This is a genomic window from Paraburkholderia silvatlantica, assembly GCF_003096715.1.
GTDB classification, from domain to species: domain Bacteria; phylum Pseudomonadota; class Gammaproteobacteria; order Burkholderiales; family Burkholderiaceae; genus Paraburkholderia; species Paraburkholderia silvatlantica.
Genome location: NZ_QEOL01000012.1, coordinates 170,944 through 196,723, shown reverse-complemented (window position 1 = coordinate 196,723; position 25,780 = coordinate 170,944). Strand labels below are relative to the sequence as shown.

Annotated in this window: 19 protein-coding genes; 7 read left to right on the top strand and 12 right to left on the bottom strand. The window is 60.2% G+C overall.

Going from position 1 to position 25,780, the window contains the following annotated elements; genetic code table 11:
* Nucleotides 1–68 precede the first annotated feature (68 nt).
* Nucleotides 69–698 (bottom strand): TetR/AcrR family transcriptional regulator, encoded by a 630-nt coding sequence (locus C7411_RS17905; RefSeq protein WP_110385579.1) that lies wholly within the window; start codon nucleotides 696–698, stop codon nucleotides 69–71.
* A 207-nt stretch (nucleotides 699–905) separates the two neighbouring features.
* Between C7411_RS17905 and C7411_RS17900 the strand changes: the two genes are divergently transcribed.
* A complete protein-coding gene (locus tag C7411_RS17900) occupies nucleotides 906–2,036 on the top strand; it encodes an alpha/beta fold hydrolase (RefSeq protein WP_110385606.1) in 1,131 nt (376 codons plus the stop codon).
* Between the two features lie 891 nt (nucleotides 2,037–2,927).
* Here C7411_RS17900 and C7411_RS17890 read toward each other — a convergent pair.
* A complete protein-coding gene (locus tag C7411_RS17890) occupies nucleotides 2,928–4,475 on the bottom strand; it encodes a methyl-accepting chemotaxis protein (RefSeq protein ID WP_110385577.1) in 1,548 nt (515 codons plus the stop codon).
* Nucleotides 4,476–4,753: 278 nt separating this feature from the next.
* A complete protein-coding gene (locus C7411_RS37070) occupies nucleotides 4,754–4,975 on the bottom strand; it encodes a hypothetical protein (RefSeq protein ID WP_133253669.1) in 222 nt (73 codons plus the stop codon).
* Nucleotides 4,976–5,331: 356 nt separating this feature from the next.
* On the opposite strand from C7411_RS37070, the gene C7411_RS38950 reads away from it, so the two are divergent.
* The 5 genes from C7411_RS38950 (at nucleotide 5,332) to C7411_RS38935 (ending at nucleotide 10,410) form a co-directional block, all read left to right on the top strand.
* Nucleotides 5,332–5,592 carry a hypothetical protein gene (locus C7411_RS38950; RefSeq protein WP_133792456.1) on the top strand — a complete coding sequence of 87 codons (261 nt, stop codon included), beginning with the start codon at nucleotides 5,332–5,334 and terminating at the stop codon, nucleotides 5,590–5,592.
* On the top strand, nucleotides 5,552–5,896 hold the full coding sequence (locus C7411_RS38945) for a hypothetical protein (protein WP_110385576.1): 345 nt from the start codon (nucleotides 5,552–5,554) through the stop codon (nucleotides 5,894–5,896). The genes C7411_RS38950 and C7411_RS38945 overlap by 41 nt, the downstream gene beginning before the upstream one ends.
* A gap of 63 nt (nucleotides 5,897–5,959) precedes the next feature.
* Entirely contained in the window at nucleotides 5,960–6,307 is a 348-nt protein-coding gene (locus tag C7411_RS38940; protein WP_165822832.1) for a transposase, read from the top strand.
* Between the two features lie 386 nt (nucleotides 6,308–6,693).
* Nucleotides 6,694–9,111: a heavy metal translocating P-type ATPase gene (locus C7411_RS17875; RefSeq protein ID WP_110385574.1), complete on the top strand. Its 2,418-nt coding sequence runs from the start codon at nucleotides 6,694–6,696 to the stop codon at nucleotides 9,109–9,111.
* 1,071 nt (nucleotides 9,112–10,182) lie between these two features.
* Nucleotides 10,183–10,410, top strand: a complete 228-nt coding sequence (locus C7411_RS38935; RefSeq protein ID WP_207786543.1) for a helix-turn-helix domain-containing protein — start codon at nucleotides 10,183–10,185, stop codon at nucleotides 10,408–10,410.
* A 50-nt stretch (nucleotides 10,411–10,460) separates the two neighbouring features.
* Here the strand turns inward: C7411_RS38935 and C7411_RS17860 are convergent, their stop codons facing one another.
* The 8 genes from C7411_RS17860 to ansP form a co-directional block, all read right to left on the bottom strand.
* Complete coding sequence (locus tag C7411_RS17860; protein ID WP_110385573.1) at nucleotides 10,461–11,483, bottom strand: transglutaminase family protein; 1,023 nt, start codon at nucleotides 11,481–11,483, stop codon at nucleotides 10,461–10,463.
* 13 nt (nucleotides 11,484–11,496) lie between these two features.
* A complete protein-coding gene (locus C7411_RS17855) occupies nucleotides 11,497–14,124 on the bottom strand; it encodes a circularly permuted type 2 ATP-grasp protein (protein ID WP_373682604.1) in 2,628 nt (875 codons plus the stop codon).
* Between the two features lie 193 nt (nucleotides 14,125–14,317).
* Nucleotides 14,318–17,764, bottom strand: coding sequence for a transglutaminase family protein (locus tag C7411_RS17850; RefSeq protein WP_110385571.1), 3,447 nt, complete (start codon nucleotides 17,762–17,764; stop codon nucleotides 14,318–14,320).
* 206 nt (nucleotides 17,765–17,970) lie between these two features.
* Nucleotides 17,971–18,234 (bottom strand): ElaB/YgaM/YqjD family protein, encoded by a 264-nt coding sequence (locus C7411_RS38765; RefSeq protein WP_110385570.1) that lies wholly within the window; start codon nucleotides 18,232–18,234, stop codon nucleotides 17,971–17,973.
* 87 nt (nucleotides 18,235–18,321) lie between these two features.
* Nucleotides 18,322–19,152, bottom strand: a complete 831-nt coding sequence (locus C7411_RS17840) for a transglutaminase family protein (protein ID WP_110385569.1) — start codon at nucleotides 19,150–19,152, stop codon at nucleotides 18,322–18,324.
* 8 nt (nucleotides 19,153–19,160) lie between these two features.
* Nucleotides 19,161–20,102 carry an alpha-E domain-containing protein gene (locus C7411_RS17835; protein WP_110385568.1) on the bottom strand — a complete coding sequence of 314 codons (942 nt, stop codon included), beginning with the start codon at nucleotides 20,100–20,102 and terminating at the stop codon, nucleotides 19,161–19,163.
* A gap of 130 nt (nucleotides 20,103–20,232) precedes the next feature.
* Complete coding sequence (locus C7411_RS17830) at nucleotides 20,233–21,648, bottom strand: circularly permuted type 2 ATP-grasp protein (protein WP_110385567.1); 1,416 nt, start codon at nucleotides 21,646–21,648, stop codon at nucleotides 20,233–20,235.
* A gap of 65 nt (nucleotides 21,649–21,713) precedes the next feature.
* Nucleotides 21,714–23,210: an L-asparagine permease gene (ansP, locus tag C7411_RS17825; protein WP_110385566.1), complete on the bottom strand. Its 1,497-nt coding sequence runs from the start codon at nucleotides 23,208–23,210 to the stop codon at nucleotides 21,714–21,716.
* 463 nt (nucleotides 23,211–23,673) lie between these two features.
* Between ansP and C7411_RS17820 the strand changes: the two genes are divergently transcribed.
* On the top strand, nucleotides 23,674–24,627 hold the full coding sequence (locus tag C7411_RS17820) for a LysR substrate-binding domain-containing protein (RefSeq protein ID WP_110385565.1): 954 nt from the start codon (nucleotides 23,674–23,676) through the stop codon (nucleotides 24,625–24,627).
* A gap of 115 nt (nucleotides 24,628–24,742) precedes the next feature.
* On the opposite strand, the gene C7411_RS17815 is transcribed toward C7411_RS17820, so the two are convergent.
* A complete protein-coding gene (locus C7411_RS17815) occupies nucleotides 24,743–25,438 on the bottom strand; it encodes a P-loop NTPase family protein (RefSeq protein WP_110385564.1) in 696 nt (231 codons plus the stop codon).
* Nucleotides 25,439–25,780 lie beyond the last annotated feature (342 nt).

The window sequence follows — 25,780 nt, the reverse complement described above, 5'->3', positions numbered from 1 at the left end:
AGTCACTGATGATTATGCTATAGCGTGCGGATCTACTTTCCTCGTCCGAGCAAGCACACTGAAGCGGATCACACCTCGGGCGCAGCCCACCTTTGGGCACTAACATCTGCCAGCGCCTCGAATACAGCCGGCGTACGTTCCAGGCGGGCGATCGTTCGGGCGCCTTCAAGGGCGGCTACCAACGCGGCTGCGGTAGAGGACGCGCGCACATGAGCGAAACCACACCCCCTAAAATGCGCCGCAATAATCTCGGTCGACTCAACAAATCCGCGCGCTACCCGTTTGGTCAGCTCAGCGTCGAGCGCGGGCAGTTCATTCGCCAGATTTTGCATCAGGCATCCATACTGGAAATCAGAGGCGACCATTTCAGCCGCAAATGTGCTGAAAATCTGATGAACAAAATTCAGAGCATCCCCCGCCGTATTCGCCGAGATGCTCTGTAATACAGCAATTCGATTCGAAATGTAATTATCGATTGCTTCTTCTGCGAGTTGTGCCTTGCCGCGTGGAAAGTGAAAGTAGAACGATCCTTTAGGCGCACCGCTTTCCTCCAGGATCTGGGTCAATCCGGTCGCGGTGTAGCCTTGGATGCGAAACAGTCGCTCCGCCGTGGCAATTGCGCGAGCGCGCGCGTCAGTTTTGCGTGTCATGCCGGAAACGTACCACGTTTCGCTTGACCTGACTATGGTGATCGCCATAATATGGCGATCACCATATACCGGAGCTCAGCGATGCCCGTGTCCCGACACAAGCCGTCGGTGTCCAGACGATCCGTCCTGGCGATGGGCGCCGCCGGCCTCGTTGCGGCCTTACTTCGACCGGTCCGCGCAAACCCCATGGGAGGAACTGATTTGGCCGCCTCAACCTATGACGAGGGAACGCTGCCCAAGGGAGTCCGCTCGCGCATGATTCATGGCGTCAACGGCCTCGATGTCCATATTCTCGAGGCCGGCTACCAAAGCCCCGATCGGCCACTCGCGCTGCTTCTGCACGGTTTTCCGGATTTGGCTTATGGCTGGCGACACGTCATCCCAATCCTGGCTGACGCCGGATACCATGTTGTGGCGCCGGACCAGCGGGGTTTTGGGCGCACCACCGGCTGGGTGAACGGCTATGACACCCCTCTGGAACCCTTCAGCCTCCTGAATATGACGCGCGACGCCCTCGGATTGATTTCGGCGCTGGGGTATCGGCGTACGACAATGCTCGTTGGGCACGACCTCGGCTCGCCCGTGGCGGCCTATTGTGCGCTAGCGCGACCCGACGTCTTTCCCTCGGTGGTACTGATGAGCGCACCGTTTCCTGGTCCGCCGGCGCTTCCGTTCAACACCGCGCAAAGCGAGGCATCGTCAGTTCAACCAAACACTGACAATCAAAAGTTAGCGGCCGCGCTGGCAGCGCTCAACCCGCCGAGAGAGTATTACCAGCAATACTTGAGCACACGGGAGGCGAACGATGACATGTGGCACCCCCCTCAAGGCTTGCACGCGTTTCTTCGCGCATTTTTCTACGTCAAGAGCGCTGACTGGCCGGGAAATGAGCCTTATCCGTTGAAGGCGCGAACCGCCATGGAACTTGCGCAACTGCCCACATATTACGTCATGGATCTCGGCAAGACGATGCCCCAGACCGTCGCTCCGTTCCAACCATCCGCCGCCGAGATCCTGGCCTGCAAATGGCTTACCGAACCGGAACTTGGAGTGTACACGGAGGAGTTTGGCCGCACTGGGTTTCAAGGTGCCCTTCAAGCTTATCGCGTCTTATCCGACCCTGGCCTGAACGCTGAGTTGCGCCTGTTTTCGGGCAAGACGATTGATGTCCCGTCCCTCTTCATTGGCGGGAAGAGCGATTGGGGCACCTATTCAGCGCCGGGTGCACTCGATCTTATGAGGACGAAGGCGGCGACGAGAATGAGCGGCATCGAGCTGATTGACGGCGCCGGTCACTGGATCCAGCAGGAGCAGCCAGATCGGCTCAGCACGCTCCTGCTCGCCTTCATCAAGGAGATAGGTGGGGTGGACCACACCAGCGGTTAGACCCGGGAGCGCTCTCATCGAACGAGAAAAGATTGCCCGGCGACCAGATCACCGGCCCGTCAGGTCCGTCACATTTCAGGGAAGCGCCGGGATTTAGTGTCCCAAGTCCGGCGGTAGCTTCCGGCTTCCCTGATCTGCCTGGGGTTTCCGGACCAGACCGGGAGCGAGTTTTGCGGCGCACCGGATCCGATCGGACCGGTGAAGGCACCAGCTGACAGGCAAATTCTTCTGCAGCCAACGCTTTGGGTGCCGAGTGTAGACGGATCTCGTTGTTATCCCGGCGCCACGCCTCGACGATCACCCTGGCTTCGCTCAAGGTTTCGATCCAATGTAAGTTCAAGCACTCGGCTACATCAGCAAGCCTGACTCAGTCCCAGGCTGACCTTGTCGACCTTCACACCTCATGCACGACGCTCCCTGCTCGTGCCGTGAGCCAGCCTGCGAGCAGCGAAGGATCTTTCGACGCTCCGTTGACATACCCATGACTGCGATCAAGCGATCCCGGTACGACGTTGCACCGCGAACAACGCACCCCGGGTTCCACTACCCGGTTCGCTGTATGCGGCACCGACTTGCTTTCCCAACGCATCAAGCGAATCCAGAATTGCCGAATGATGTTCTCGAACAACGGAAAGAAAGCGAATGCGGTCGCCTGAAGCTCGTTTTCAGAGGTCGAAATGACTGGGATCGACGGCGCGTGCACGGCCTGCCCCTCCCGCCGTCGCGGGCTCTTCTCGCCGCGGCGAAGTGTGGCAAGCCATTTTCACGTTCGAGCCCCGGCTTGCGGCAGCCCAACTGAATTTCGCCCGACTTCCCGAAATCGCGCTGCCAGAACTAGCGCTGTCCGAGCGGTCACCCGTGAGCGTGCCGTTGCCAGACTCCCTCATCGTGTCATGACCGAAAAACGCTCACGGCCTCAACGAGTCGCGTCGCCTGCTGCCTGAGGCTGTCTGACGCGGCCGTGCTTTGCTCGACCAGCGCTGCGTTCTGTTGCGTGATACTGTCAAGATCGCTTACGGCCTTATCGATCTGGCTTGTGCCGTTACTTTGCTCTTCGGTCGCCGAACGGATCTCACCGATCAGATCGGATACCCGCTTAACCTGCGTCACGATTTCATCCATGGTCTTGCCAGCGGCGTCGACCAGGCTTGACCCGATCTCGACCTTTTCGACGCTCGCGGAGATCAGGTCCTTGATCTCCTTCGCGGCGTTCGCGCTGCGTTGGGCGAGCGCACGCACTTCGCCCGCGACGACCGCGAAACCCCGGCCCGTTTCACCAGCGCGCGCGGCTTCAACAGCTGCGTTCAATGCCAGGATATTGGTCTGGAACGCAATTCCATCAATCACCCCGGTAATGTCAGCAATCCTTTGCGAACTGGTGTTGATTTCGTTCATCGTGTTGATCACGTCCGCCACCGCCTGCCCGCCCTTCGCGGCCGCATGGCTTGCGGAGCCTGACAGCGTGTTTGCCTGCATCGCAGTTTCCGCGTTGCCCTTTACGGTAGCGCTCATCTGGGCCATCGATGATGCGGTTTGCTGGACGCTCGAGGCAGCCTGCTCCGTGCGTTTGCTGAGATCGTTGTTCCCCTGGGCGATCTCTTTAATCGCGCGCTCAACGGTAATGACCTGCTCGCTCACGTCGTCAATAAGCCACCGGAACATGAGTCCAAGTTGACTGATCGTGCGCAGCGTCATGCCAATCTCGTCGACGCGGTCCATATGCACGGCTTTCTGGCTTTCGCCTGAGGCGACGCGCAGGGCCTGTTCCAGCACCCTCTCCAGCGGCCGGGAAATCTGACTCTCAAGCCACAGCGACAGGAAGAGCAGGCACGCCAGAACAAATGCAGAGAACGCAGCGAGTGAAAGCTCCCTGACACCCGCGAGCAAGGCAGCACCCAGAATGAGTGGCGCCGCCGCAAGCAACGAGGTACGAATACGCCAGCGGACTGGCATTGTCTTGAGGGCTGAAGTCCAACCGGCCAGGCCCGTACGAATAATCAGGCCCTTGTGAAAGCGTCGATTGCCTGCCTTGTGTTCGCGGAACTGTTGGTAAAGCGATTCGGCGGCCTCGATTTCCTCGCCGGCAGGCTTGGTCCGCACCGACATGTAGCCCGACGTACGTCCGTCGCGCACGATTGGAATGGCATTCGCGCGTACCCAATAGTGGTCGCCATTCTTGCGCCTGTTCTTGACCAGTGCGGTCCATGGCTCTCCACCCTTCAGCGTGGCCCACATGTCGGCAAATGCCTCCTGCGGCATGTCAGGGTGGCGGACAAGATTGTGGGGCTGACCTTGAATCTCGTCCTCAGAAAAACCGCTCGCATGGATGAACGCGGCGTTAGCATAATTAATATAGCTCTGCGTGTCGGTAGTCGACATCAACGTCGCATCGTCCGGAATTTCGAACTCGCGCTGCGTGACTGGCTGATTGTGGCGCATACCCTTTCCCCCGAAAAGAATGATGCGGGTCGCCTTGGCGATCTCGTTGTGCGAGCTGGAACACTGAATGTCCGCAGCTCGGCCTCGCTACTCGTGTTTATCGTCCACCGTACATTGAACTTTAATGCGAATGGAGATTCGCGTCCTCCCTCCATTTCATTCGTGTGACGAGAGCGAATCTGACTATGCGTTTTTCATATCCGTGAAAGACGCGCTTGCCGGTGATACCCGTGTCAATCAGCGCACTGCGACCGAGCCGTACTCGAACCGTGACTGCCTCAATCGGTGGATCCATGATAATGCATTGATGCCGAGATGTGAATGTCGTTCGTTTGTTCCGGTGAAGAGGCGTCAAGCCCGTCAGAACGATTTATCGATGACAAGAACGGCATCGGCAGCAGAAATCCATTACGCAAATCCCACTTCAGTTTCGCCAGCGAACAACAGGGAGCCGCATCGGTTTCCGTTGCCCAGGCAGCCCATTGCGCGATTTGAATCATTCCGATGCGCACCGCTCAATCGCCGGAGGTGATGACCGTGTCTTCTACAGCCCCAAAGCGAATGAACTGCCTCACCTGTCGCGCGAAGCGGTCAAATACCAACTTTCCCAGACAGGGAAGTGAATAAAAACGGCGAATGCTCGAATCACACGCAAGGTGGACGCGGCTCAATCGCAATTTGGGCGTATAAAAGCGGACTGCCGTGCCCGGAGGCTATCGAGCGTCATAAACCATGTTGAGCGCAACATGGTCAGTCAAACTTGCCTGGACGAACCTTACCGCATAGCTCGATGGGATGAACGCCGCTACGCAAGTGGCGCATCTTGCACGTGCGGTACTTCCGAGCGGAGGGCACGATGAAGCTCACACAAGCAGGGATCGACATTGGGAAGAATGTCAGCCAGATTCACTATATCGACGCGGCAAGCGGCGAGATCATCAATCGACCGCTTAAACGAGTCGCGCTTCTCAAATATTTCGCGAATCGGGGGCCGTTTCTGATCGGTATAAAGGCATGTGGTGGCTCCCAACATCTGACCCCGCTCGCTGAGTCAGATAGGTCGCGAAGTCAGATTGATGGCATCACGGTTTGCAAAGGCATTCAATATCGGAAATAAAAGCGATACGTCCGATGCTCGCGCCATCTGGCTCGCGGCTCTGCAGCCTGGCAATACGGTTGCGGTCAAAACTGAAGCACAGCAGGCAGTTCTGGGTTTGCATCGCGTGAGACAGCAACTCGTCAAATTCCGTACTTCACAGATCAACTGCATGCGCGGTCTCGTTGGCGAATACGGAGAGGTCATGCCCGCGAGCAAACGCGCCTTCGACGCCAACATGTCCTCAGTCCTCGAACGTGTCAGCACCCTGATTCCGGGCCCCTTGCTTGAAACTCTGCGCGAACAACGGGCTGCGCTCACGTAACTCGATGAGCCGATTGCACGCGTCGAACAACGGCCGAAGCACTGGAAGAGCGAGGACGCGAGCGTGAGGGCAACCGGCACCATTCCGAGAGCAGGACTTCTGACGGCGACCGCTGCCGTAGCAACAATCGGCGACGCGAAGACCTTCAAATCCGGACGCGAATTTGCAGCTTCCCTGGGTCTTGTGCCCCGCCAGGTCGGTTCAGGCGGCAGAACGCCCCTGCCTGGAATCAGTAAACGGCGCTATCCTTATCTGCGTACCTTACTCCATGTCCGCCTGCGCTGCCAAAAATGCCGAACCTTTGCGGAATGCACGCTGCACCACGTGCCCATGAATTGCGGCGCTTACAATCGAATCGGCAACCTGGTCATCGAGATTTCTGGACCGTTCGTGACTCACAAAGGGAATTGAATTGCGGCCATTGACGAAGATTGATTTAATGGGAAAGGTACACCAGTATACTATGCCCAAAATTTCCCCATGGAGCCTTGATGACCCTGAGCCACCGCCCACCGGCCGGAGACCCTTAACCATAACCTGCCCCCTTCAGCTGGACTGAGGCTAGCCCAGTTTTTTGCCTGGCCATTTCCTGTGCCTGAGAAGATCGTCGCCGGTCAGGATTCCGTGCAAATCCACATATCTGTCAGGCTTGTCATGACGCAGGCGCATGAAGCGGAAAAAAACATTTCGGCCAGATATGGAGAGACTATGCTGCGTGCACGCCGCCAGGCTTCATCCCCAAATTATCGGCCAGTGACGCAGTTCACGTGCATTGACTACAGCCGGGAATATTTACGATGTCTGATACGCACAGCCACAACCATCATACCCACAGCCACGAAGCTTTTGGGCACGCGCGTGTGTCCCCTGCTGGCCAGCAAAACGCAACCGAAGCCGTTGACCCGGTATGCGGAATGACAGTAACGACAGAGTCGGAGCATCACCTCAAATATCGCGACCAGACGTACTACTTTTGCAGCAGCAAATGTCTCGAGGTCTTTGGGGCAGATCCGGGCAAGTACGCGAGCGCGGACCGGAAATCTGTCTCCAGGCCGGCTGCCGGTGTCATTTACACCTGCCCGATGCACCCGCAGATACGCGCGACGGCGCCTGGCGCATGTCCAATTTGCGGAATGGCCCTTGAGCCAGTGACGCCGGGTGCGACAGAAGAACATAACGTCGAACTGGAGTCGATGACGCGACGTTTCTGGGTTGGCCTCGCCCTCTCCATTCCGCTGCTGCTTATGACAATGGGGCGAATGGTTCTGCCTGTCGATATTGGCGCCGGAATCGACCATCTGTTTAGTGAGTGGGCCGTACCGCGCTGGACGCAGGCGTCGTGGTCACAGTGCGTACAAGCGTTGCTGGCGACCCCAGTGGTGCTGTGGGCCGGCTGGCCGTTTTTACAGCGGGGCTGGAAGTCATTTGTGACGTGGCGGCTGAACATGTTCAGCCTTATCGGACTGGGAGTAGCTGCCGCCTATGCGTTCAGCGTCTTCGCGTTGTTCTTCCCCGGCGTACTACCCGAAGCGTTCAGACATGGACGCGAGTTACCGCTTTACTTCGAGGCAGCCGCAGTCATCGTGACACTCGTGCTGCTCGGGCAGATACTGGAGCTTCGCGCGCGCTCACGCACGTCAAGCGCAATCCGTGACCTGTTGCAGCTTGCGCCGCACACGGCGGTACGCATCAGCTCCGATGGCAGTGAGGAAACTGTAGCGCTCGAGGCCGTCATCGTCGGCGACACACTTCGCGTCAAGCCCGGTTCAAAAATACCCGTTGACGGCGTCGTCGTTGAGGGACGGTCGAGCGTCGACGAAGCGATGATTACCGGCGAACCGATCCCCGCAGAGAAAGTCACGGGCAGCAAGGTGACCGGCGCAACCGTCAACCAGACGGGAACGCTCCTGATGCGCGCAGAGAAGGTTGGCTCCGACACCCTGCTTGCCAGAATCGTGCAGATGGTGGCAGAGGCGGCCCGCTCGCGTGCGCCTATCCAGAAGCTCGCCGACCGGGTCTCGGGCTGGTTCGTGCTCGCGGTCATTGGCCTTGCTGCGATTGCCTTTGTCATCTGGGCCCTGGTTGGGCCCGCGCCAGCTCTGGGCAACGCGTTGGTCGTCGCCATCAGTGTGCTTATCGTTGCGTGCCCGTGCGCACTCGGTCTAGCCACCCCCGTTTCCATCATCGTTGGGATCGGACGTGGTGCTCGCGAAGGCGTGCTCATCAAGGACGCGGAAGCCCTTGAATTAATGGAGAAGGTAGACACCGTCGTCGTCGACAAGACTGGAACCCTTACGGAGGGCAAACCACGCGTGCAAACAGTCGTTACGCTCAACGGCCGGTCCGAATCCCAGTTGCTGGATTACGCCGCCAGTCTCGAAGGTGCGAGCGAACACCCGCTCGCACAGGCCATCATCGCGCGTGCAAAGGAAGCTGGAACAGGCACGAATCGCGTGGATGCTTTCGACTCGATCCCTGGCAAAGGTGTAACCGGAAAAATTGATGGACACACGGTGTCGCTTGGCAACGTGCGTCTGATGGAAGATGCGAATATTAACTGCCAGCCTGTCGAATTCAATACAGACAAGCTGCGCGAGGCGGGACAAACGGTCATCTATGTCGCCATGGAAGGCGAGCTTGCTGGTTATATTGGGGTGGCCGATCCCGTGAAGGCGACCACACCCGACGCCGTTCGTGTGCTCAAAGCATCCGGCGTGCGGATTGTGATGCTCACTGGGGACAATGCGGTCACTGCAAACGCTGTGGCGACGGCCCTGTCGCTTGATGGCGTCAAGGCTGGCGTTCTGCCGGAAGACAAGTACAAGCATGTTCAGGAGCTTCAGGCGCAGGGACACATCGTCGCCATGGCCGGGGATGGTGTGAACGACGCGCCGGCTCTTGCGCAGGCGAATGTTGGCATCGCGATGGGCAGCGGAACGGATGTGGCCATCAACAGCGCCCGCGTCGTTCTCGTCAAGGGAGACCTGCGCGGCATCGCACGCGCCCGTGCGTTGAGCATCGACACGATGAAGAACATCCGACAGAACCTGTTCTTCGCATTTGCATACAACGCGGTAGGAATTCCCGTGGCCGCGGGTATGCTCTATCCGTGGTTTGGTATTGTGCTCAGCCCGATAATCGCCAGTGCCGCAATGGCGTTGAGCTCGGTCTCTGTCATCGGTAACGCGTTGCGGCTCCGGACCGCCCGGACGTGATGCGCGACTGCCGCGTCAGTCCTAGTTCGAGCGCTCTTCACTCGCCTTGACGCAGTCAGACCTGCGCGGTGCCGGTGACGTACCGCCGGCACACCGCCCATATTCACGGGTTGTTACGTCCGCGAATGCTCACAGCTGTGGGAACACTCTTTGCCAATTTTGACCTCACGTTCTCCATTTCGGATTGCCCATGGAAGATCTGTCATCGATCACATGCGCTGTCATTAACCCGCATATGCGAGCCGTCAACGACGTCTTCGGGAGTTCGCTTGTCTGGACTACCGTATGCGGGTTCAACGTAAGCCGCTCGCGCGCGCTGTCGCGCTTACCACCGCCGACCAGATCGACGGGACAGGTCGCTGTATCGGTCGACCCAAATTCGAGATCGGGCCGTTGATCATCCGCACTCTCGCGAACAATTTGCACAAGACAATTCTCCATCTCCCTATGCATTCTATCGGTCGCGGTAGGGACGATGGTTACCCATCGCCCCCCGCACAGATCCGTACGTGCAGAACTACTGCATACGGCTCTTACCAAAGGTGTTGACGCGAAACCGCTCGGTCGGATGCGGATGGACGAGTCGGTACGGCGGCAGGTATTTGTGGAGCAACCATTTGAAGCGCGACCGACTGGCTTACGGTCATTGACCTTCCCAGTCCCGTCCGGTCCACCCGCACCGGACACCGATGAGATCTCGCTGCTTCCGTATGAAAGACTTCCCGACATGCACACAGGGTCTCCGACCGTGCGGGATCAGCACACGACTTGCCATTGACGTCGTGCGCCATGTTGCTTTCCGCTTCGCTTAACAGCGTCGGCATCCCGGAATATCTATTTCGCGGCTCAATGGCTGGCCTGCCGGTTTCCCCTGTCAACACTTCGGCCTGCACCTCGCGATGCACGCCGCATAACTCGGGGCCTGAGTGATTCGCCACATCTTCTCCGTATTGAACTTTCATCAACTATCTTCATCGGCTTTGCAGCCGCACTAAGCGCTAAATTCTCCACCCATGGAGTTCAGGGCTGAGTAGGCGCAATTGGGCAACGTTGCCGACACACGCGCCGCCGATGGTTGTGACGGCGCACAGGCCGGCTCACGTCGCGCCGCGCAGTTTCATCAGGCGCTTCAAGGCTGCGACAGGCCACGCACCGGTTGCCTATGTGCAGTCTTTGAGGATGTCAGCGGCAAAGAGACTGCTTGAGAACGATAGCATCCCGATGGCCACTGTCTCTTCCAAAGTCGGATACTCCGATCTTGCTTTTTTAGACGTCTTTTCAAGCGACACACCGGATTGACGCCCAGCGAGTACCGGGAGCGATTTGGAAATATGACTTTCGAGCGTGGCTCACTGATGGGCGGCCGGAACGCATAAAGTATCGTGAGACTCGTCGAGCGGATCAACCGTCACGCCCACCGTAAGCGCATGCTCACTGCCACCACCGTGGATTACGCCGCGCAGCGGCGCCACATCCGCATAGTCACGGCCGGTCGCGAGCACCACGTAATCGTTACCGGGCGCGCGGTTGTTGGTCGGGTCCAGTTGCAGCCAGCCACCGTCCTCGGGCCAGGCCGGATCGTAGACTTCGGCCCAGGCATGCGAGGCGTCAGCGCCAATCAGCCGCGGCTTTCCTGGGGGCGGCCGGGTGAGCAGATAGCCGCTGACATAGCGCGCCGCAAGACCGAGCGAACGTAGGGCGCCAATCAGCACATGCGCGAAGTCCTGGCAGACTCCACGTCGTATCGCCAGTGCTGAGAGCGCGGTCGTCGTCACCTCGGTGCTATTCGACGCGTAGGCAAAGTCTTCGTGAATACGCTGCATCAATTCCCACGCCGCCTGCACGAGCGCTCGGCCTGGCGTGAAACTGGGCGCGGCGTAGCGCGCCAGTTCAGCATGACGGGTGACATAGCTTGAAGCAAAAGTGAATTCGCAGGCGGGGTCGTAAGGTTGCCCGGCGCGATAGCTGAGGCTTGCGCGGATGGCTTCCCAAGCACTGGCGTTGCAGGTTGAGGGGTCGGAGATCACTGGCGGTCGTTCGCCGGATGCGGCTGCCGCGAGTCGCGGCGGCCGCACGCGAACCAGACTGCTACTGCGCACGAGCAATTCGTCGTGCGGCTGGTTGAGCGAGAAGAAGTAACGCCGATTGCCGAACGTGTCGACCTCGGTGCTGATTAGATCCGGCGAGGGTTTGACATCTAGCGAAAAATCCAGCACCTGTTGGCGAGGCGTTTCCCGCGGATGCAACCATGCCTGATGCTGCGCGTATTCCACCCGCGCCGAGTATTGGTAGTGCGTATCGTGCGTCACGCGCAGCAAGCGCGCGCCGTCGGCGCGCTGATCCTGGCCGGCGGACTGTTCGGGTAGGTCCATGATCGATTTAGCTTTAACCCCACAGCGTCGTTTCGGCTTCGCGCACATGGCTGAAATAGCGCTCGCCAATGCGGTCAGACAGCTTGCAGACTGCCTCGCAACAGGCGCTCAAGCGATCCAGCAGCGGCCCGTAGAGACCGTCTTCACCCGGGTCGCACAATTCGCGCAGCGGCCAGCGGGCGACGTCCGGGATGATTCGAGCCAGGTCCGACAGCTCATGGCGCTCACCGCACTCCACCTTGGATAACCGTCCACGTAGTGTCTGTGCCACCCAAGCCAGCGAGCGAGGGTTGTCGGCGTCCAGCACAAGCAGGTCAATCAGCGGCGCGACGTCGAAGCGGCGCTGGAATTGCGAGCGAAACGTGATCGCGCTGTCGAACAGGTCGAGCACCAGTTCGAAGCCATTCTGTTCGTGAACCGCACCGGTTCTAAACGCTGCTGTGAGGACGGTGCCGAGAAACGCCAGACGATCGATCTGCCGGCCAATCGACAGCAAGCGCCAACCGTCGTCGCGTGTCATGTGATCGGTCTGTGCGCCTGTGATCGTGCCCAGGTGAATGTTCAGGCGCTCCAGCGCGCGCAGCGCCTCGTTGCCAGACGACTCAGGTTCGCCGCCACCGGCTTGCCACGTCTGACTGAAGTGCTGGACTGCGTCGGTGATCAGTCGCCATTGCTCGCGGGACAGGCGTTCGCGGATCGCCGCCGCCGCCCCACACATACCTCGCAGACTGAACGCGACGCTGGAGATCCCGTCGTCGCTGCTCGTCAGCGCCGCGCTCAGCGCACGCTCGAAGTCGCGCGGCGCGTGCGGGCCCGGCGGAGTGTCGGCAGGAATCATGTGGCCTTCCCGGCACAGCACGTCAAGCAGATGCAACTGTGCCGCACTGTCGTCGTCGGCCTCCGCAGTGAGGCGTTCGAGCGCCGCGCGCGCGAGACGGGCACTGTTCGCCGCGCGCTCGGTGTAACGCCCGAGCCAGAACAGATTCTCGGCGGCACGGCTCGAAACGGTACGTGATCGCGCGATCAGGTCGTCGGGGCCGAGATGTTCGCGCAGCATCGTCGTCGCATCGACGGCGCCCTCGGTCATGACCCACGTGTCGACGCTGCTGCCGCCTCGCCGCATGGATACATTGGACAACTGATCGCGGCTCGCGATACGCGTAAGCCCGCCCGGCAGCACACGCCATGCGCCTGGTCCGTCCGAAATCGCGAAGACGCGCAGCATGGCCGCGCGCGGCACAATGCGCTCGTGCGCCGCGCAGCCCGCCGCGTCACGGCTATGCCAGGTCGGCGCCTGCGAGAATGGCAGATAGGTCTGCACCGTGTAGTTGTCCGGTTGCGCAGCGATGAGCGCGCGCCACTCATTGAGCATCGGCTCCGACAAGGTGCTGCCGACTACCGGCTCGAACCGGCCTCCGCATTGGATACCGGCTGGATACGTCGGCTTGATCACGCACTGCGACAGCCGCGGCATGGCCTCATCGTAGGCGAGCCGCTCACCGCACCACCACGTCGGCACCGTCGAAAGGAGCAGCGGCTCGCCCAGCAGACGTTCGGCAAGCCGCGGCAGGAAGCCCAGAATGCCGGGTGATTCCAGGAAGCTGGAGCCAGGCGCATTGGCGATCAGCAGGTTGCCGGCACGCACCGCCTGCAACAGTCCCGGCACACCCAATGTGGAATCCGAACGCAGTTCCAGCGGGTCGAGATAGTCGTCATCGAGGCGCCCGAGCACGCCATGCACGGGCTCCAACCCCTGCAGTGTCTTCAGATACAGACGATTGTCGCGCGCAGATAGATCGCTGCCTTCCACCAAGGTCAGCCCCAGGTAGCGGGCAAGGTAAGCATGCTCGAAGTAGGTTTCGGTTAGCGGTCCCGGCGTCAACAGCACAATGCGCGAGTTTCGCCCCGCCGGACTCATGTCCTGCATGCTCTGTAGCAAAGCGCGATAGCTGGCTGCGAGGCGCTGCACACGCAGACTGTGAAACGGCTGTGGAAACAGACCGGAGACGATCAGACGGTTCTCCAGCAAATAGCCGAGGCCCGACGGTCCCTGGGTGCGCTGCGACACCAGGCGCCATTCGCCATTCGGTGCACGCGCAAGATCGAACGCGGCGATATGCAGCCATGTCGCTCCGGCGGGGCGCACACCGTGCATAGGCCGCAAATAACCGGGATGCCCTGTCACCAGCGCAGGTGGCAACAACGCATCACGCAGAATGGTTTGCGGCCCGTAAAGGTCGTCGAGCATCGCATTGAGCAAACGCGTACGCTGCAGCACGCCACGCTCAATGCTGGCCCAATCCTGCGGCGTGATGAGCAGTGGAAACAGATCGAGCGACCACGGGCGCGCGGCCCCCTTGCTGACATCAGCATGCACGTTGTAGGTGATGCCGTTGTCATGCACGCGGCGGCGCAGCGCCTCGACGCGCTTGTCGAGGCCGGCAAAGCCCTCGCCGGCCAACTGCGTGAAGAATTCGCGCCAATGCTCCGTCAACGGCATGGTCGGCGTCGCAGCGGCGCTGCCACGCAGTTCATCGTATTGACCGGCTTCGGCGGCGCGAGCCAGATCGGTAGCCGGTTCAGCGACACCCTGGCCCGAGCGCGTCGGAACCGGCGCCGCTCTTGAGTTACCGTCGGACACCAGGCCATTGGGTTGGGTAGAAAGCACTTCCGGAATCCCGTTTTGTCATAGGTGGTGGTTCACGCGCGACGCGTTCGACTCCCGCTGCGCACGCAGCCGGCGAGGCCGCTCGCGCGCCGGCCTGACCCGCACAGGCCGGCCGTATTCGCGAGGACCGATGTCTCCGATCGGCCTTCGCGCGATAAAAACACCCTTAGCGTCTCGTCTGGCTCGTATGTCGAAGGTCCAGCGTGAACGGGAACTCCCGGCTCAGTATGGCCGGCTCCACGTCCATCCTGCCCGGCGTGTGTCCCAAGTTGAAGAAGCGCGCCAATCGCCGGCTCTCGGCCTCGTAGGCGTTGACCGGCAGCGTGTCGTAGTTGCGGCCTCCCGCGTGCGCGACGTGATACTGGCAACCGGCCAGCGAGCGATGCATCCACGTGTCGACGATGTCGAAGGTCAAGGGTGCATGCACGCCAATAGTCGGATGCAAAGCCGACGGTGGGGCCCATGCCTTGTAGCACACACCCGCCACGTATTCACCGACTGGGCCGGTCGGCTGCAACGGCAGCGCCTGCCCGTTGACGGTGACGACATAACGATTGTCGTTGAGCCCGCTCACGTGCACTTCCAAGCGTTCGAGCGACGAGTCGACGTAGCGCGCCGTGCCGCCAGGTGCGCCCTCCTCACCCATCACGTGCCACGGTTCAAGCGCACCGCGCAGGCTGAGCTGGATGCCTCGCGCCGCCACCTGCCCATACAAGGGAAAGCGGAATTCGAAGTGCGGCGCGAACCACGCCGGGTCGAACGCGTAGCCGGCTTCGTTCACCTCGGCGAGCACGTCATCGAAGTCCATTTTCAGGAAGGCCGGCAACAGGAAGCGATCATGCAATTCCGTCCCCCAACGCGTCAGTCGCACCTTGTAGGGTGCTTTCCAGAAGCGCGCGATCAGTGCGCGCAACAGCAGTTGTTGCACGATGCTCATGCGCGCGTGCGGCGGCATCTCGAACGCGCGCAACTCAAGCAGACCGAGGCGCCCGGTCGCGGAGTCCGGGGAGTACAGCTTGTCGATACAAAACTCGCTACGGTGTGTGTTGCCCGTCACGTCGATCAGGATATTGCGCAGCACGCGGTCGACCAGCCAGGGCGGCATGTCCGCGCCATATATCAGCTTGTTGCGTTCGATTTCCTTGAACGCGAGCTCCAGTTCGTAAATCTGATCATTGCGCGCCTCGTCCACGCGCGGTGCCTGGCTTGTCGGGCCGACGAACAGTCCCGAAAACAGATACGACAGTGACGGATGGTTATGCCAATACGCAATCAGACTGGCGAGCAGGTCGGGGCGGCGCAGGAACGGACTATCCGCCGGCGTGGCGCCGCCCAGTACGAAATGATTGCCGCCGCCCGTGCCGGTGTGACGGCCGTCAACCATGAACTTCTCGCTGCACAGCCGCGACTGGTAGGCCGCTTCATAGAGGAATTCGGTACGCTGTACCAGCTCGTTGAAGTCATGGGCCGGATGGATGTTGACTTCGATGACGCCGGGGTCCGGCGTGACCTGCAGCATCTTCAACCGCGCATCGCGCGACGGCGGATAGCCTTCGATTACCAGCTTGACGCCCAGCTCCCCAGCGGTCAGTTCGACCGCTCCCAGCAGCTCGAGATAATCTTCGAGCGCCGCAAGCGGCGGCATAAAGACATACAGGATTCCCTTGCGCGCTTCAACACACAGCGCCGTGCGTGTGATCCACCCTGCCGACTCGTGAAGTTGCGGATAGCGCTGATCGTCATCGCCCCGTCCCGTTCCATCGGCATCAAGACCTGCACCGGGATCCACGCCGCCACGCAGCGGCTGCATTAGCGTGCGCGTACCCATACGTTCATTTCTTCCCGCCGCCAATGCCGGCGCGCCCTCCACGCCGGCATAGCGTGCGCGCAGCGCCTCGGTGCCTGGCAGCGCGGCGCGCGGTGCGAACGGATCTTGCTCGACCGTGTACGGATAATCGCTCTCGCTGACCCAGGGCAGCGAGTCCAGCGGCAAGCGATAGCCCATCGGCGAATCACCCGGATATAGATACATGCGTTCGTCGCGGAAGAACCATGGCCCGGTCTGCCAGCGCGAGCCACCGAGACCCGGCCCCTTCTCCGAGGACTTGAGCGGAAGCAGGTAGCCGACCACGCTGTCGAGGTTCTGTTCGAATACCTTGCGCAAACGCGCGCGCTCGAGTTCGTCGTCAAGGCGCGAATCGAACGGGTCGACGTTGACCGGCAGACGGCGCTCGCGCCACAGGTAGTACCAGACATCCTCGTAGCCCGGCTCGATGCATTCGCCGTCGAGGCCAAGACGTGTGGTCAGCGCCGCGATGAAACGCTGCGCATCGGCGGCCGTATGGGAAGAAGGTTCACGCTCGTCGGCGAACAGCGCCGGGTTGTTCCAGACCGGCTGACCGTCCTCACGCCAGAAGATGGATAGCGCCCAGCGCGGCAACTGTTCACCCGGGTACCACTTGCCTTGGCCGAAGTGCAGAAAACCGCCTTGCCCGTATTCCGCGCGCAGACGCTGCACGAGTTCAGTCGCGTAGCCACGCTTGGTCGGCCCGAGTGCCTCGGTGTTCCATTCGGCGCCGTCGCGCTCGTCGATGGAGACGAAGGTCGGCTCGCCGCCCTGCGTCAGACGCACGTCGCCGGCCAGCAGGTCAGCGTCCACCACTTGCCCGAGCGACAGCATGTCCTGCCATTGCTCTTCCGTGTAGGGCTGGGTCACGCGCGGCGATTCATAGATGCGCGTCACGTTCATCTCATGCGCAAACTCAACCTCGCATTCGTCGACCAGCCCTTCCACCGGCGCTGCGCTCATTGGCTGCGGCGTGCAAGCGAGCGGAATGTGCCCCTCGCCGGCCAGCAAGCCAGACGTCGGGTCGAAACCGATCCAGCCGGCTCCCGGCAGGTAGACTTCGCACCACGCGTGCAGGTCGGTGAAATCGACTTCGCTGCCGCCCGGGCCGTCGAGCGCTTTGACGTCCGGCTTAAGCTGGATCAGGTAGCCCGATGCGAAGCGCGCAGCGAGCCCGAGATGGCGGCATATCTGCACCATCAGCCAAGCGCTGTCGCGGCATGACCCGGAACCCAGTTCGAGCGTCTGCACGGGCTTCTGCACCCCTGGCTCCATCCTCACGAGGTAGCGGACGTCCTGCTGCAGCTTCTGGTTTAGCGCCACGAGAAAATCTATCGTGCCCTCGATCGAACGGTCGATGCCAGCCACATAGGAGCGAAACGCCGGCGCAGCCGCCGCGGCTTGATCGCAAGCCAAGTACGGCGCCAGTTCATGGCGTACCGAATCATCGTACTGGAACGGAAACGTCTGGGCACTCTCCTCAAGGAAGAAGTCGAACGGGTTGTAGACCGACATCTCGGCCACCAGATCGACCGTGACCTTGAAGCAGCGGGTTTTCTCAGGGAATACCAAGCGCGCCATGTAGTTGGCAAACGGGTCCTGCTGCCAGTTGACGAAGTGTCCTGCTGGTTCGACCCTCAAGGAATACGACAGGATCGGCGTACGGCAATGAGGCGCGGGGCGCAGCCGAACGATTTGCGGACCGAGGTTGATCAGCTTGTCGTAGCTGTAATGGGTGACGTGATGGAGCGCGACGTGGATAGACATGGATGACGCTTCTACTTCTATTCGACGGATGGATGTTCCGGACCCGCAATCTCTCAGGGCGTGCAGCGAGTACGCTTGCCTCACCCAGAAGCCTGGCGTCGCGAATCTCAAGACGCGCCGAGCCATGCAACCGAAGGCGCCGAGTCCGGCTCCATCCAGTTACATCGGGGCCCAGCAGTGTCGCTATGAGCCGATGACCCGGCAGGCTATTTTCGACCGATCCGCACGCCGATACCCAAGGCCACGCCGGCCGTCGTCCATGGACGGTCATGCGCATAGTCGTTGGCAGCCCGCGCAGACTTGCGCCCCTTCTCGACGACGATGACCTGCGCATCAGCCGCCTTCTGTTTCACGCGCTTAAGACGGGCGCGCACCTCGCAGGACGCCGGCTCCGCGTCTACGCTGGAAGCGTGTGTAACGTCTTCCGACGAGCCATTGATGTCGCTCACTGCGCTACCGAAATTTGACATACTGCTTCCCTGCAAGCGAGGTTAAGAACATTTATGCATACCTCATCAGCGCGACGGTTGATAAGATGTTTCATCGATCCGTCAGCTTTAACTCTGGCTCTGGCTCTGGCTTTGACCTTGGGCCGGCAAGACGCTGATCTCGACAGTCAGCGTCTCAGCACCGTGCCCGGTGCGAATGCCGGATACGGGCATCGCATCACGATAGTCGAGGCCGGTTGCGACGCGCACATAACGCGCGTCCGGACACGTGTTGTTGGCCGCATCGAAGCCGACCCAACCGAGTCCGTCGAGATACGCCTCCGCCCATGCGTGGCTCGCCGTCTGCTTCGCGACACCATCCATTAGCAGATAGCCCGAGACGTAGCGGGCAGGCACATGGAGCGTTCGCGCCGCGGCGATAAAGACGCGCGCATGGTCCTGACAGGCTCCCTGGCGATTAAGTAGAGCCGTCTCCGTATCCGTGCTCACCTCGGTCGTGCTGGGTTGAAAATCGATCCTGTCGTGGATCGTACTCATCAAGGTATGCAGCGACTGAAGCTGCGCATCTTCGGCGCGCAGGTCGGCCGCGAGCGCACGAAAGTGTTCGCCGGCCCGGCTCAGTGGTGTCTCCCGCTCGAAGATCCAGGGCGGCGCAACGCCGTCGACCGTGCCGAAGATCCCCGCCAGGTCCTCCGTGTCGACCGTCCCCGCGGCCACGATGACTGTCTCGTGCGTGTTGCGCTCTTGCCGTACGAAATCGACATGGTTACCCATCCCGTCCACGTAAGAGACGTTCGGCTCGACGCCGTCAACGGTGACCTGCCAGTCGATGACCGTCTGCCCGGGGCAAGACTGCGGACGCAGTCTCAGGCGCTGCAAAGCATAAGGGACCGGCTGATCGTACTGATAGTGCGTGGTGTGACGAATAGCGATACGCATGGCTGGTCTCAATCGAAGTTGTAGGTTTCGGCGATTTCAAAACCAAGCCGGTGGTTCTGCCCGATGAAGCCCTCGAGAAACTCGTGCAGGCCTTGCGCAAAGATCTGCTCGACCGCGCTGTCTCGGAGCGTAGCGAGCGTAGTGTCGGCGCTCTTGTGGCAGGCATGGGTGACGCCATAGTCTTGCGCCAGATACGCGAGGTTCTCGACGATGTTCAGGTAGCAGAAGTTCAGCGAGCGCGGCATGCGGCCGTTGAGGATCAGATAGTCGGCGATATTGGTCGGTTTGTACTGGACGTCGTAGACCCAGCGGTAGGATCGATGCGCGTCGACCGAGCGCAGGATCGATTCCCACTGGTAGTTGTCTAGCGTCGTGCCAACATAGGACACCGCGGGCAGCAACAGGTGGTATTTGACGTCGAGAATGCGCGCGGTGTTGTCGGCGCGCTCGATGAAGGTGCCGATTCGGGCGAAATCGAAAATCTCGTTTCTGAGCATCGTGCCGTGGAAGGTGCCGCGGATCAGCGCGGCCTGGCGTTTGATCTGATCGAGTACGACCGGCAGTTCACTCGCCGCCACAGGCGTTGCCAGCGCCCGCTTGACCACCATCCAGGCTTCGTTCACGCTCTCCCACGCCTCGCGGGTGAGCGCGGTGCGCACCACGCGGGCATTCGAGCGCGCCGCTTCGATGCACGACAGAACGCTCGAGGGATTGTGCCCGTCGCGCAGCAGATAGTCGGAAACGGTGTCGGCGGTATAAGCGTCGTGTTTCTCCCGGAAACCCTCTTCCGCGCCGGATGTCACCACCACGGATGACCAGGTTGCCTGCGCATCGGCGGTTCTGGTCAGCGCCATACGCAGCCCGGCGTCGACTATCCGTGCGATGTTTTCCGCGCGTTCGATATAGCGGTGCATCCAGTAAAGCCCGCTTGCTGTGCGTCCAAGAAGCATGTCCTGTCCAACTCCGATTGCTGTTTTTTTTCGTGTGCCAGTTCTGTATCAGGCTGGCGTTCTCTCAGGTTCTTGCGCACCCAGTCTCTTCGATAGAACTTCGGACGATATGCGATCCTCGTCCGGACCCTCAGTCCGCTAGTACCCAGGTGTCCTTGGTGCCGCCACCCTGGCTCGAATTCACCACCAACGAACCTTCCTTCAGGGCCACGCGCGTCAAGCCGCCCGGCGTGATGCGAATGCGGTCAGACACCAGCACAAAGGGCCGAAGATCCACGTGGCGTGGTGCCAGACCCTTTTCGGTCAGAATCGGGGCGGTCGACAGCGCCAGCGTTGGTTGTGCGATGTAGTTGTTCGGACGAGACTTGAGCTTGGCGGCAAAATCTTCCCGCTCCTTCTTCGACGCGGCTGGCCCGACCAGCATGCCGTAGCCGCCCGACCCGTGAACTTCCTTCACCACCAATTCGTCGAGATGGTCCAGCACGTATTTCAGGCTGCCCGGCTCGGAACATCGCCAGGTCGGCACGTTCTCCAAGATCGGCTTGCGGCCCGTGTAGAACTCGACGATTTCCGGCATATAGGAATAGATCGCTTTGTCGTCGGCAATGCCGGTACCTGGTGCATTGGCGATCGTGATGTTGCCCGCGCGGTAGACGTCCATAATGCCGGCGACACCGAGCACGGAATCGGGCCGGAAACTCAGCGGATCAAGATAGGCGTCATCGAGCCTGCGATACAGCACGTCGATGGCGCAGAACCCTTCGGTTGTGCGCATCGCCACGCGCCCGCTCACGATCTGGAGATCGCTGCCCTCGACCAGATGAACTCCCATCTGGTCGGCGAGGAACGCATGCTCGTAATACGCGGAGTTGTGGATTCCGGGCGTCAGCACCGCGATCGTCGGGTTCTCCTGCTTGCCGCCAGGTGGACACACGGCGGCAAGCGACTCGCGCAGCAATTGCGGATAAGCTTCGACTGGCCGCACCTTGACCTGCTGAAACAACTCAGGGAAAAGCTGCATCATCGTCTCGCGGTTCTCCAGCATATAGGAGACACCGGAGGGCGTGCGGGCATTATCTTCCAGCACGTAGAACTCGTTTTCGGCCGTGCGCACAATGTCCACGCCGATGATGTGCGTGTAGACATTGCCCGGCGGCCGGAAGCCGATCATCTCCGGCAGAAAGGCATCGTTCTGGGCTATCAGTTCCTTCGGTATCCGCCCGGCGCGCACGATCTCCTGACGATGATAGATATCGTCGAGAAAAGCGTTGAGGGCTATCACGCGCTGTTCAATGCCTTGCGACAGGCGCGTCCATTCCTGACTGGAAATGATGCGCGGGATGATGTCGAACGGAATCAGACGCTCGGCGGCTTCTTCTTCACCGTACACGGCGAACGTAATGCCCGTTTTACGAAAGACGCTTTCCGCGTCATTCGCCTTCTCCGCTAGATTTGCGGGATTCTGCGCATCGAGCCATTGCTTGAGCAGTTCATAAGGCGTACGGACCCCGTCAGCGGACGTCAGCATCTCATCGAATGGCTTCACTTCAGTTCTCCGTCGTTGTTGCTTACTGCTGTTGTCGATGCAATAGGCAGGAGCGGCATGCCGCGTTAGTCCGCATTGTCCTCGAGCACGCTCTGGGTCAGGGTGACCGACGGGATCGTCGGCTTCATTAGCGCTTGCGCGCGGCGGCGCACCCCGTACCAGCCGGCGACGAGGATCAGGGCCACGACCGGAATCGAGGCAACGGTCCACGTGCCGTTCGGATAGTCGAATGCCATCAGTAGTAGCACCCCCACCAGAAACGCCAGCGTCAGCCAGGACGTCACTGGCGCGCCGGGCATTCTGAAGGTCACCGGCTCAGCCTCACCACGGGCCACCGCCTGACGGAACTTCATCTGGCAAACCACGATGAATCCCCAGGTGCTGAGAATGCCGAGCGACGCCACGTTAAGCACGATTTCGAACACGCTCGACGGCACGAAATAGTTCAGCGCGACACCCACGATGTAGATCGCCACCGTGACCAGAATGCCGGCGTACGGAACTGACTGCGAACTCATGCGTGAAAGGAAATGCGGCGCAGACCCGCCCATCGACAGCGCACGTAACACCCGCCCGGTCGAATACAGCCCCGAGTTCAGGCTCGACAGCGCCGCCGACAGCACGACGACATTCATGACCGAGCCAACACCCGGCACGCCGAGTGCTGCGAAGAACGTGACAAACGGGCTCTGCCCCGCCTTGTAGGCACTCCACGGCAACAGACAGACAAGCAACACCACTGCACCCACATAGAACACGGCGATGCGCCAGATCACGCTATTGATGGCGCGCGGCAGCACCTTGCGCGCATCCTTGCATTCGCCTGCAGCGGTGCCGACCAGCTCGACTCCGGCGAACGCGAACACGACGCCCTGTACGAGCACCAGCGCAGGCAGCAGACCATGCGGGAACAGCCCACCATTATCGCGGATCAGATGCACCCCCGTAGTGTGCCCCCCAACATGCGTTCCTGTACCCAGAATGATCGAGCCGATCACGAGGAACAGCGAGATCGCGGCAACCTTAACGAGCGCGAACCAGAACTCCATTTCGGCAAACCATTTTACGCCGATCAGGTTCATCGCCGCGACGATGCACAGCGCGACCAGCGCGAACATCCATTGCGGCACGGACGAGAACGCCGCCCAGTAATGCATGTACAGCGCGACGGCCGTAATGTCGACGATGCCGGTCATCGCCCAGTTCAGGAAGTACATCCAACCGGCGACATAGGAGGCTTTTTCACCGAGGAACTCTCGGGCGTATGATACGAAGCTGCCGCTGCTTGGCCGATGCATCACCAGCTCGCCCAGCGCGCGCAGGATCAGAAACGAGAAGACGCCACAGACCAGATAGACGACGGCAAGCGAAGGACCCGCTATTTGCAGGCGCGCGCCCGCGCCGAGAAAGAGGCCAGTGCCGATCGCCCCGCCAATGGCAATCATCTGAACTTGACGATTACCCAACGTTTTGTGATATCCCGCTTCGTGCGATTCCAGCCAGCTTTTCTTATCCACGTCGCCGCTGGATGCTGTGGAATTTGGGTTACCCAGTGTGGACATAAACAGTTCAATCCTTTTAATGCGGGCACTTGACTTCGTAATCCCGGGGCATATGCGGAAGGACGTATGCGCGATGACGCATCGATTAAGCTACAAATCAACAAGGGGCACCGTGGAACGGTCGTACGTTTTAGCGCACCAAAATGATGCTTTTCTCAGTACAGTTCAAACGCCGCAGAACCGCTACTGACACGGGGATCTTTGCCTGCGAACAAGCATCCGCGCAATCACCGGCCTATGACCACTTAGATACCAAAAGGGGTTTTGATTAGGCCACCGCTTCGTTTTGCATGGCCAGACAGACGAAAGGTATGTAGCCAAATTTATGGCGGCAACGCTCATGCATATTTCGACTAACACCTATCGAAAAAAAACATCGGTATTCTTGCAGTGAGTAACGGTAGGCTAACGTTGCCGCGTCGCACGGATTCGGTTGTCGATTTACCCAACACAAGTGATAGATATGGAAGCAAAGTGGTTGGAAGACTTTCTCAGCCTCTCGGATACGAAAAGTTTTTCCCGGTCGGCGCGCAGCAGGCATCTCACCCAGTCAGCGTTCAGTAGACGAATTGTGGCGCTCGAAACGTGGATGGGCGCTAAGCTGGTCGATCGCAGCGTCAATCCGATCACCCTTACGCCGGCCGGCCGGATGTTTCGCAGTCTCGCGGCGGACATCCTGCGCAGCATGACTGCGGCGCGCAACCTAGTGGGCGGGTATGAACAGTTCGCCGAAAACGACCATGTGGTTCATTTCGCCGTTGCCCATACACTCGTCTTCACGCTTTTTCCTGACTGGCTCAAGCGCCTGACCAGTGAATTCGGCCACATCATGGCCCGGGTTCAGGCGGTCAACGTGCCGGAGGGTGTGCAACATCTCGTGGCAGGTGATTGCGACCTGCTGATCGGCTATCACCACCCGCAATTGCCGATCGCTCTCGATCCCAATCACTTCCCGTTCCTGACGCTCGGTGTTGAGCGCATCGTTCCCGTCTCGGCAGTAGCCAATGATGGCAAGCCTCTCTTCGAACTTCCTGGCAAGAGCAGCAGACCGCTGCCCCTGCTCGCCTACTCATCCGGAGCATTCCTTGGCAACGTTGTCGAAATGCTTTTGATGAACGCAACGGAACCGTACGCCCTGTTCCGCTGCTTCGAGACCCACATGTCAGAGGCGTTAAAAGGCATGGTCGTGGCCGGCCACGGGATCGGCTGGCTTCCGGAAAGCTGCATCACTAAAGAGTTAAGCGAAGGAAATCTGGCTCGTGCAGGGTCAAACGTTTGGGCGACTGAGTTGGAGATACGCCTGTACCGTCCGCTCAAGGAGCGGGGCCAGGCGGCCGAACGGCTTTGGGCTTTCATCAGCAACCAGGTGAACGAGCCGCGGACCGATCAGTTACCGGACATCGTGACTGCGCCGTGAGTCGCGAAGGTCAATCGATCGTAACGCCGATGGCGGAGTTAGACGTCGATCATTTCACCCCAGCCGCCGTGCGCCAAACCATTGCGCATTTCCGAAACCGACCGGCGTGGTGTCTCTACAAGGCGACCTTAACCAATTCGCCATAAGTGCGGTGTAGCCACACCTTGACGCGTTGCCGCTCAAGCAGGCCCAAGCCGGTGGCACCACGGTCATGATGATTGATGGCTGCCCAAAAGCTTGCGCTTTGTCGATCGACCTTCTGCATCGTCGTGTCGGGCAGCCGGCGCAGGGTGATCACGCTCGCGCCAAGCGCTTCAGCACGCGCGCGTTCACCGGATGAGTCTAGGATCTCGAACCGGTCACCGCGAATTTCGTTCAATACGACCACCAGCTTGAGTCGTCCACCAAACTGATCAAGCCACTGCCGCAGAAGATCAACCGAATCGCGTCCTGCGTCCATGACGTGCCACCAGGTCAACGTTAGACCGTGCTCTTCGGCAAGACCGATGACGTCCGTGTCATCCAGCCATTGGCCGAGAGACTGCTGCGTTTGGGCGGCAAGGTCGACAAGAACACGCCGCTCGGGATCGTCGAGTGCATGTTCGATAAGGGGATCGAGGCTGTCGGGTTGATCGAGTACTGCCGGAGCTGCAAAATCGGCATAGAATCGCAACAAGGCACCATGTGATTTGTCGGTGTCAAAGCCGACGAACGGAATGCCCTCGTCGATAAAATGCTGGGCCAAAACGCGGGCGACCAACGATTTTCCGACGCCGCCCTTCTCGCCGCCGATAAAGTGGATGAAGCTCATCTGTGCCGATCCTTGGTCATGAAGCCGGTTGGGTTGAAAGCAAAAAAATACCAGATTTAGGGTATGCGGTCGAGAAACGACGCCCTTCCAATGAGCGGCAGAAGGTCTGAACCTAAGTGTCCGCGTGGACACATGCACTCAGACCGCATTGACCGAGAATCAAGTCCTTCGCAACAGGCTGGTCGTTGGCGAGAAACGGGATGGCCGGCGCGAATTCAATGAGGATGCTGTGTGCGGGGTCGGCCGAACGACGACAGCGATTGCCCGGAGGTACAGTACATCGGCACCGTTGCGATTTATATCGACGCATGAGAGGCTTGACTCCTGGCCGATGGGATCGAT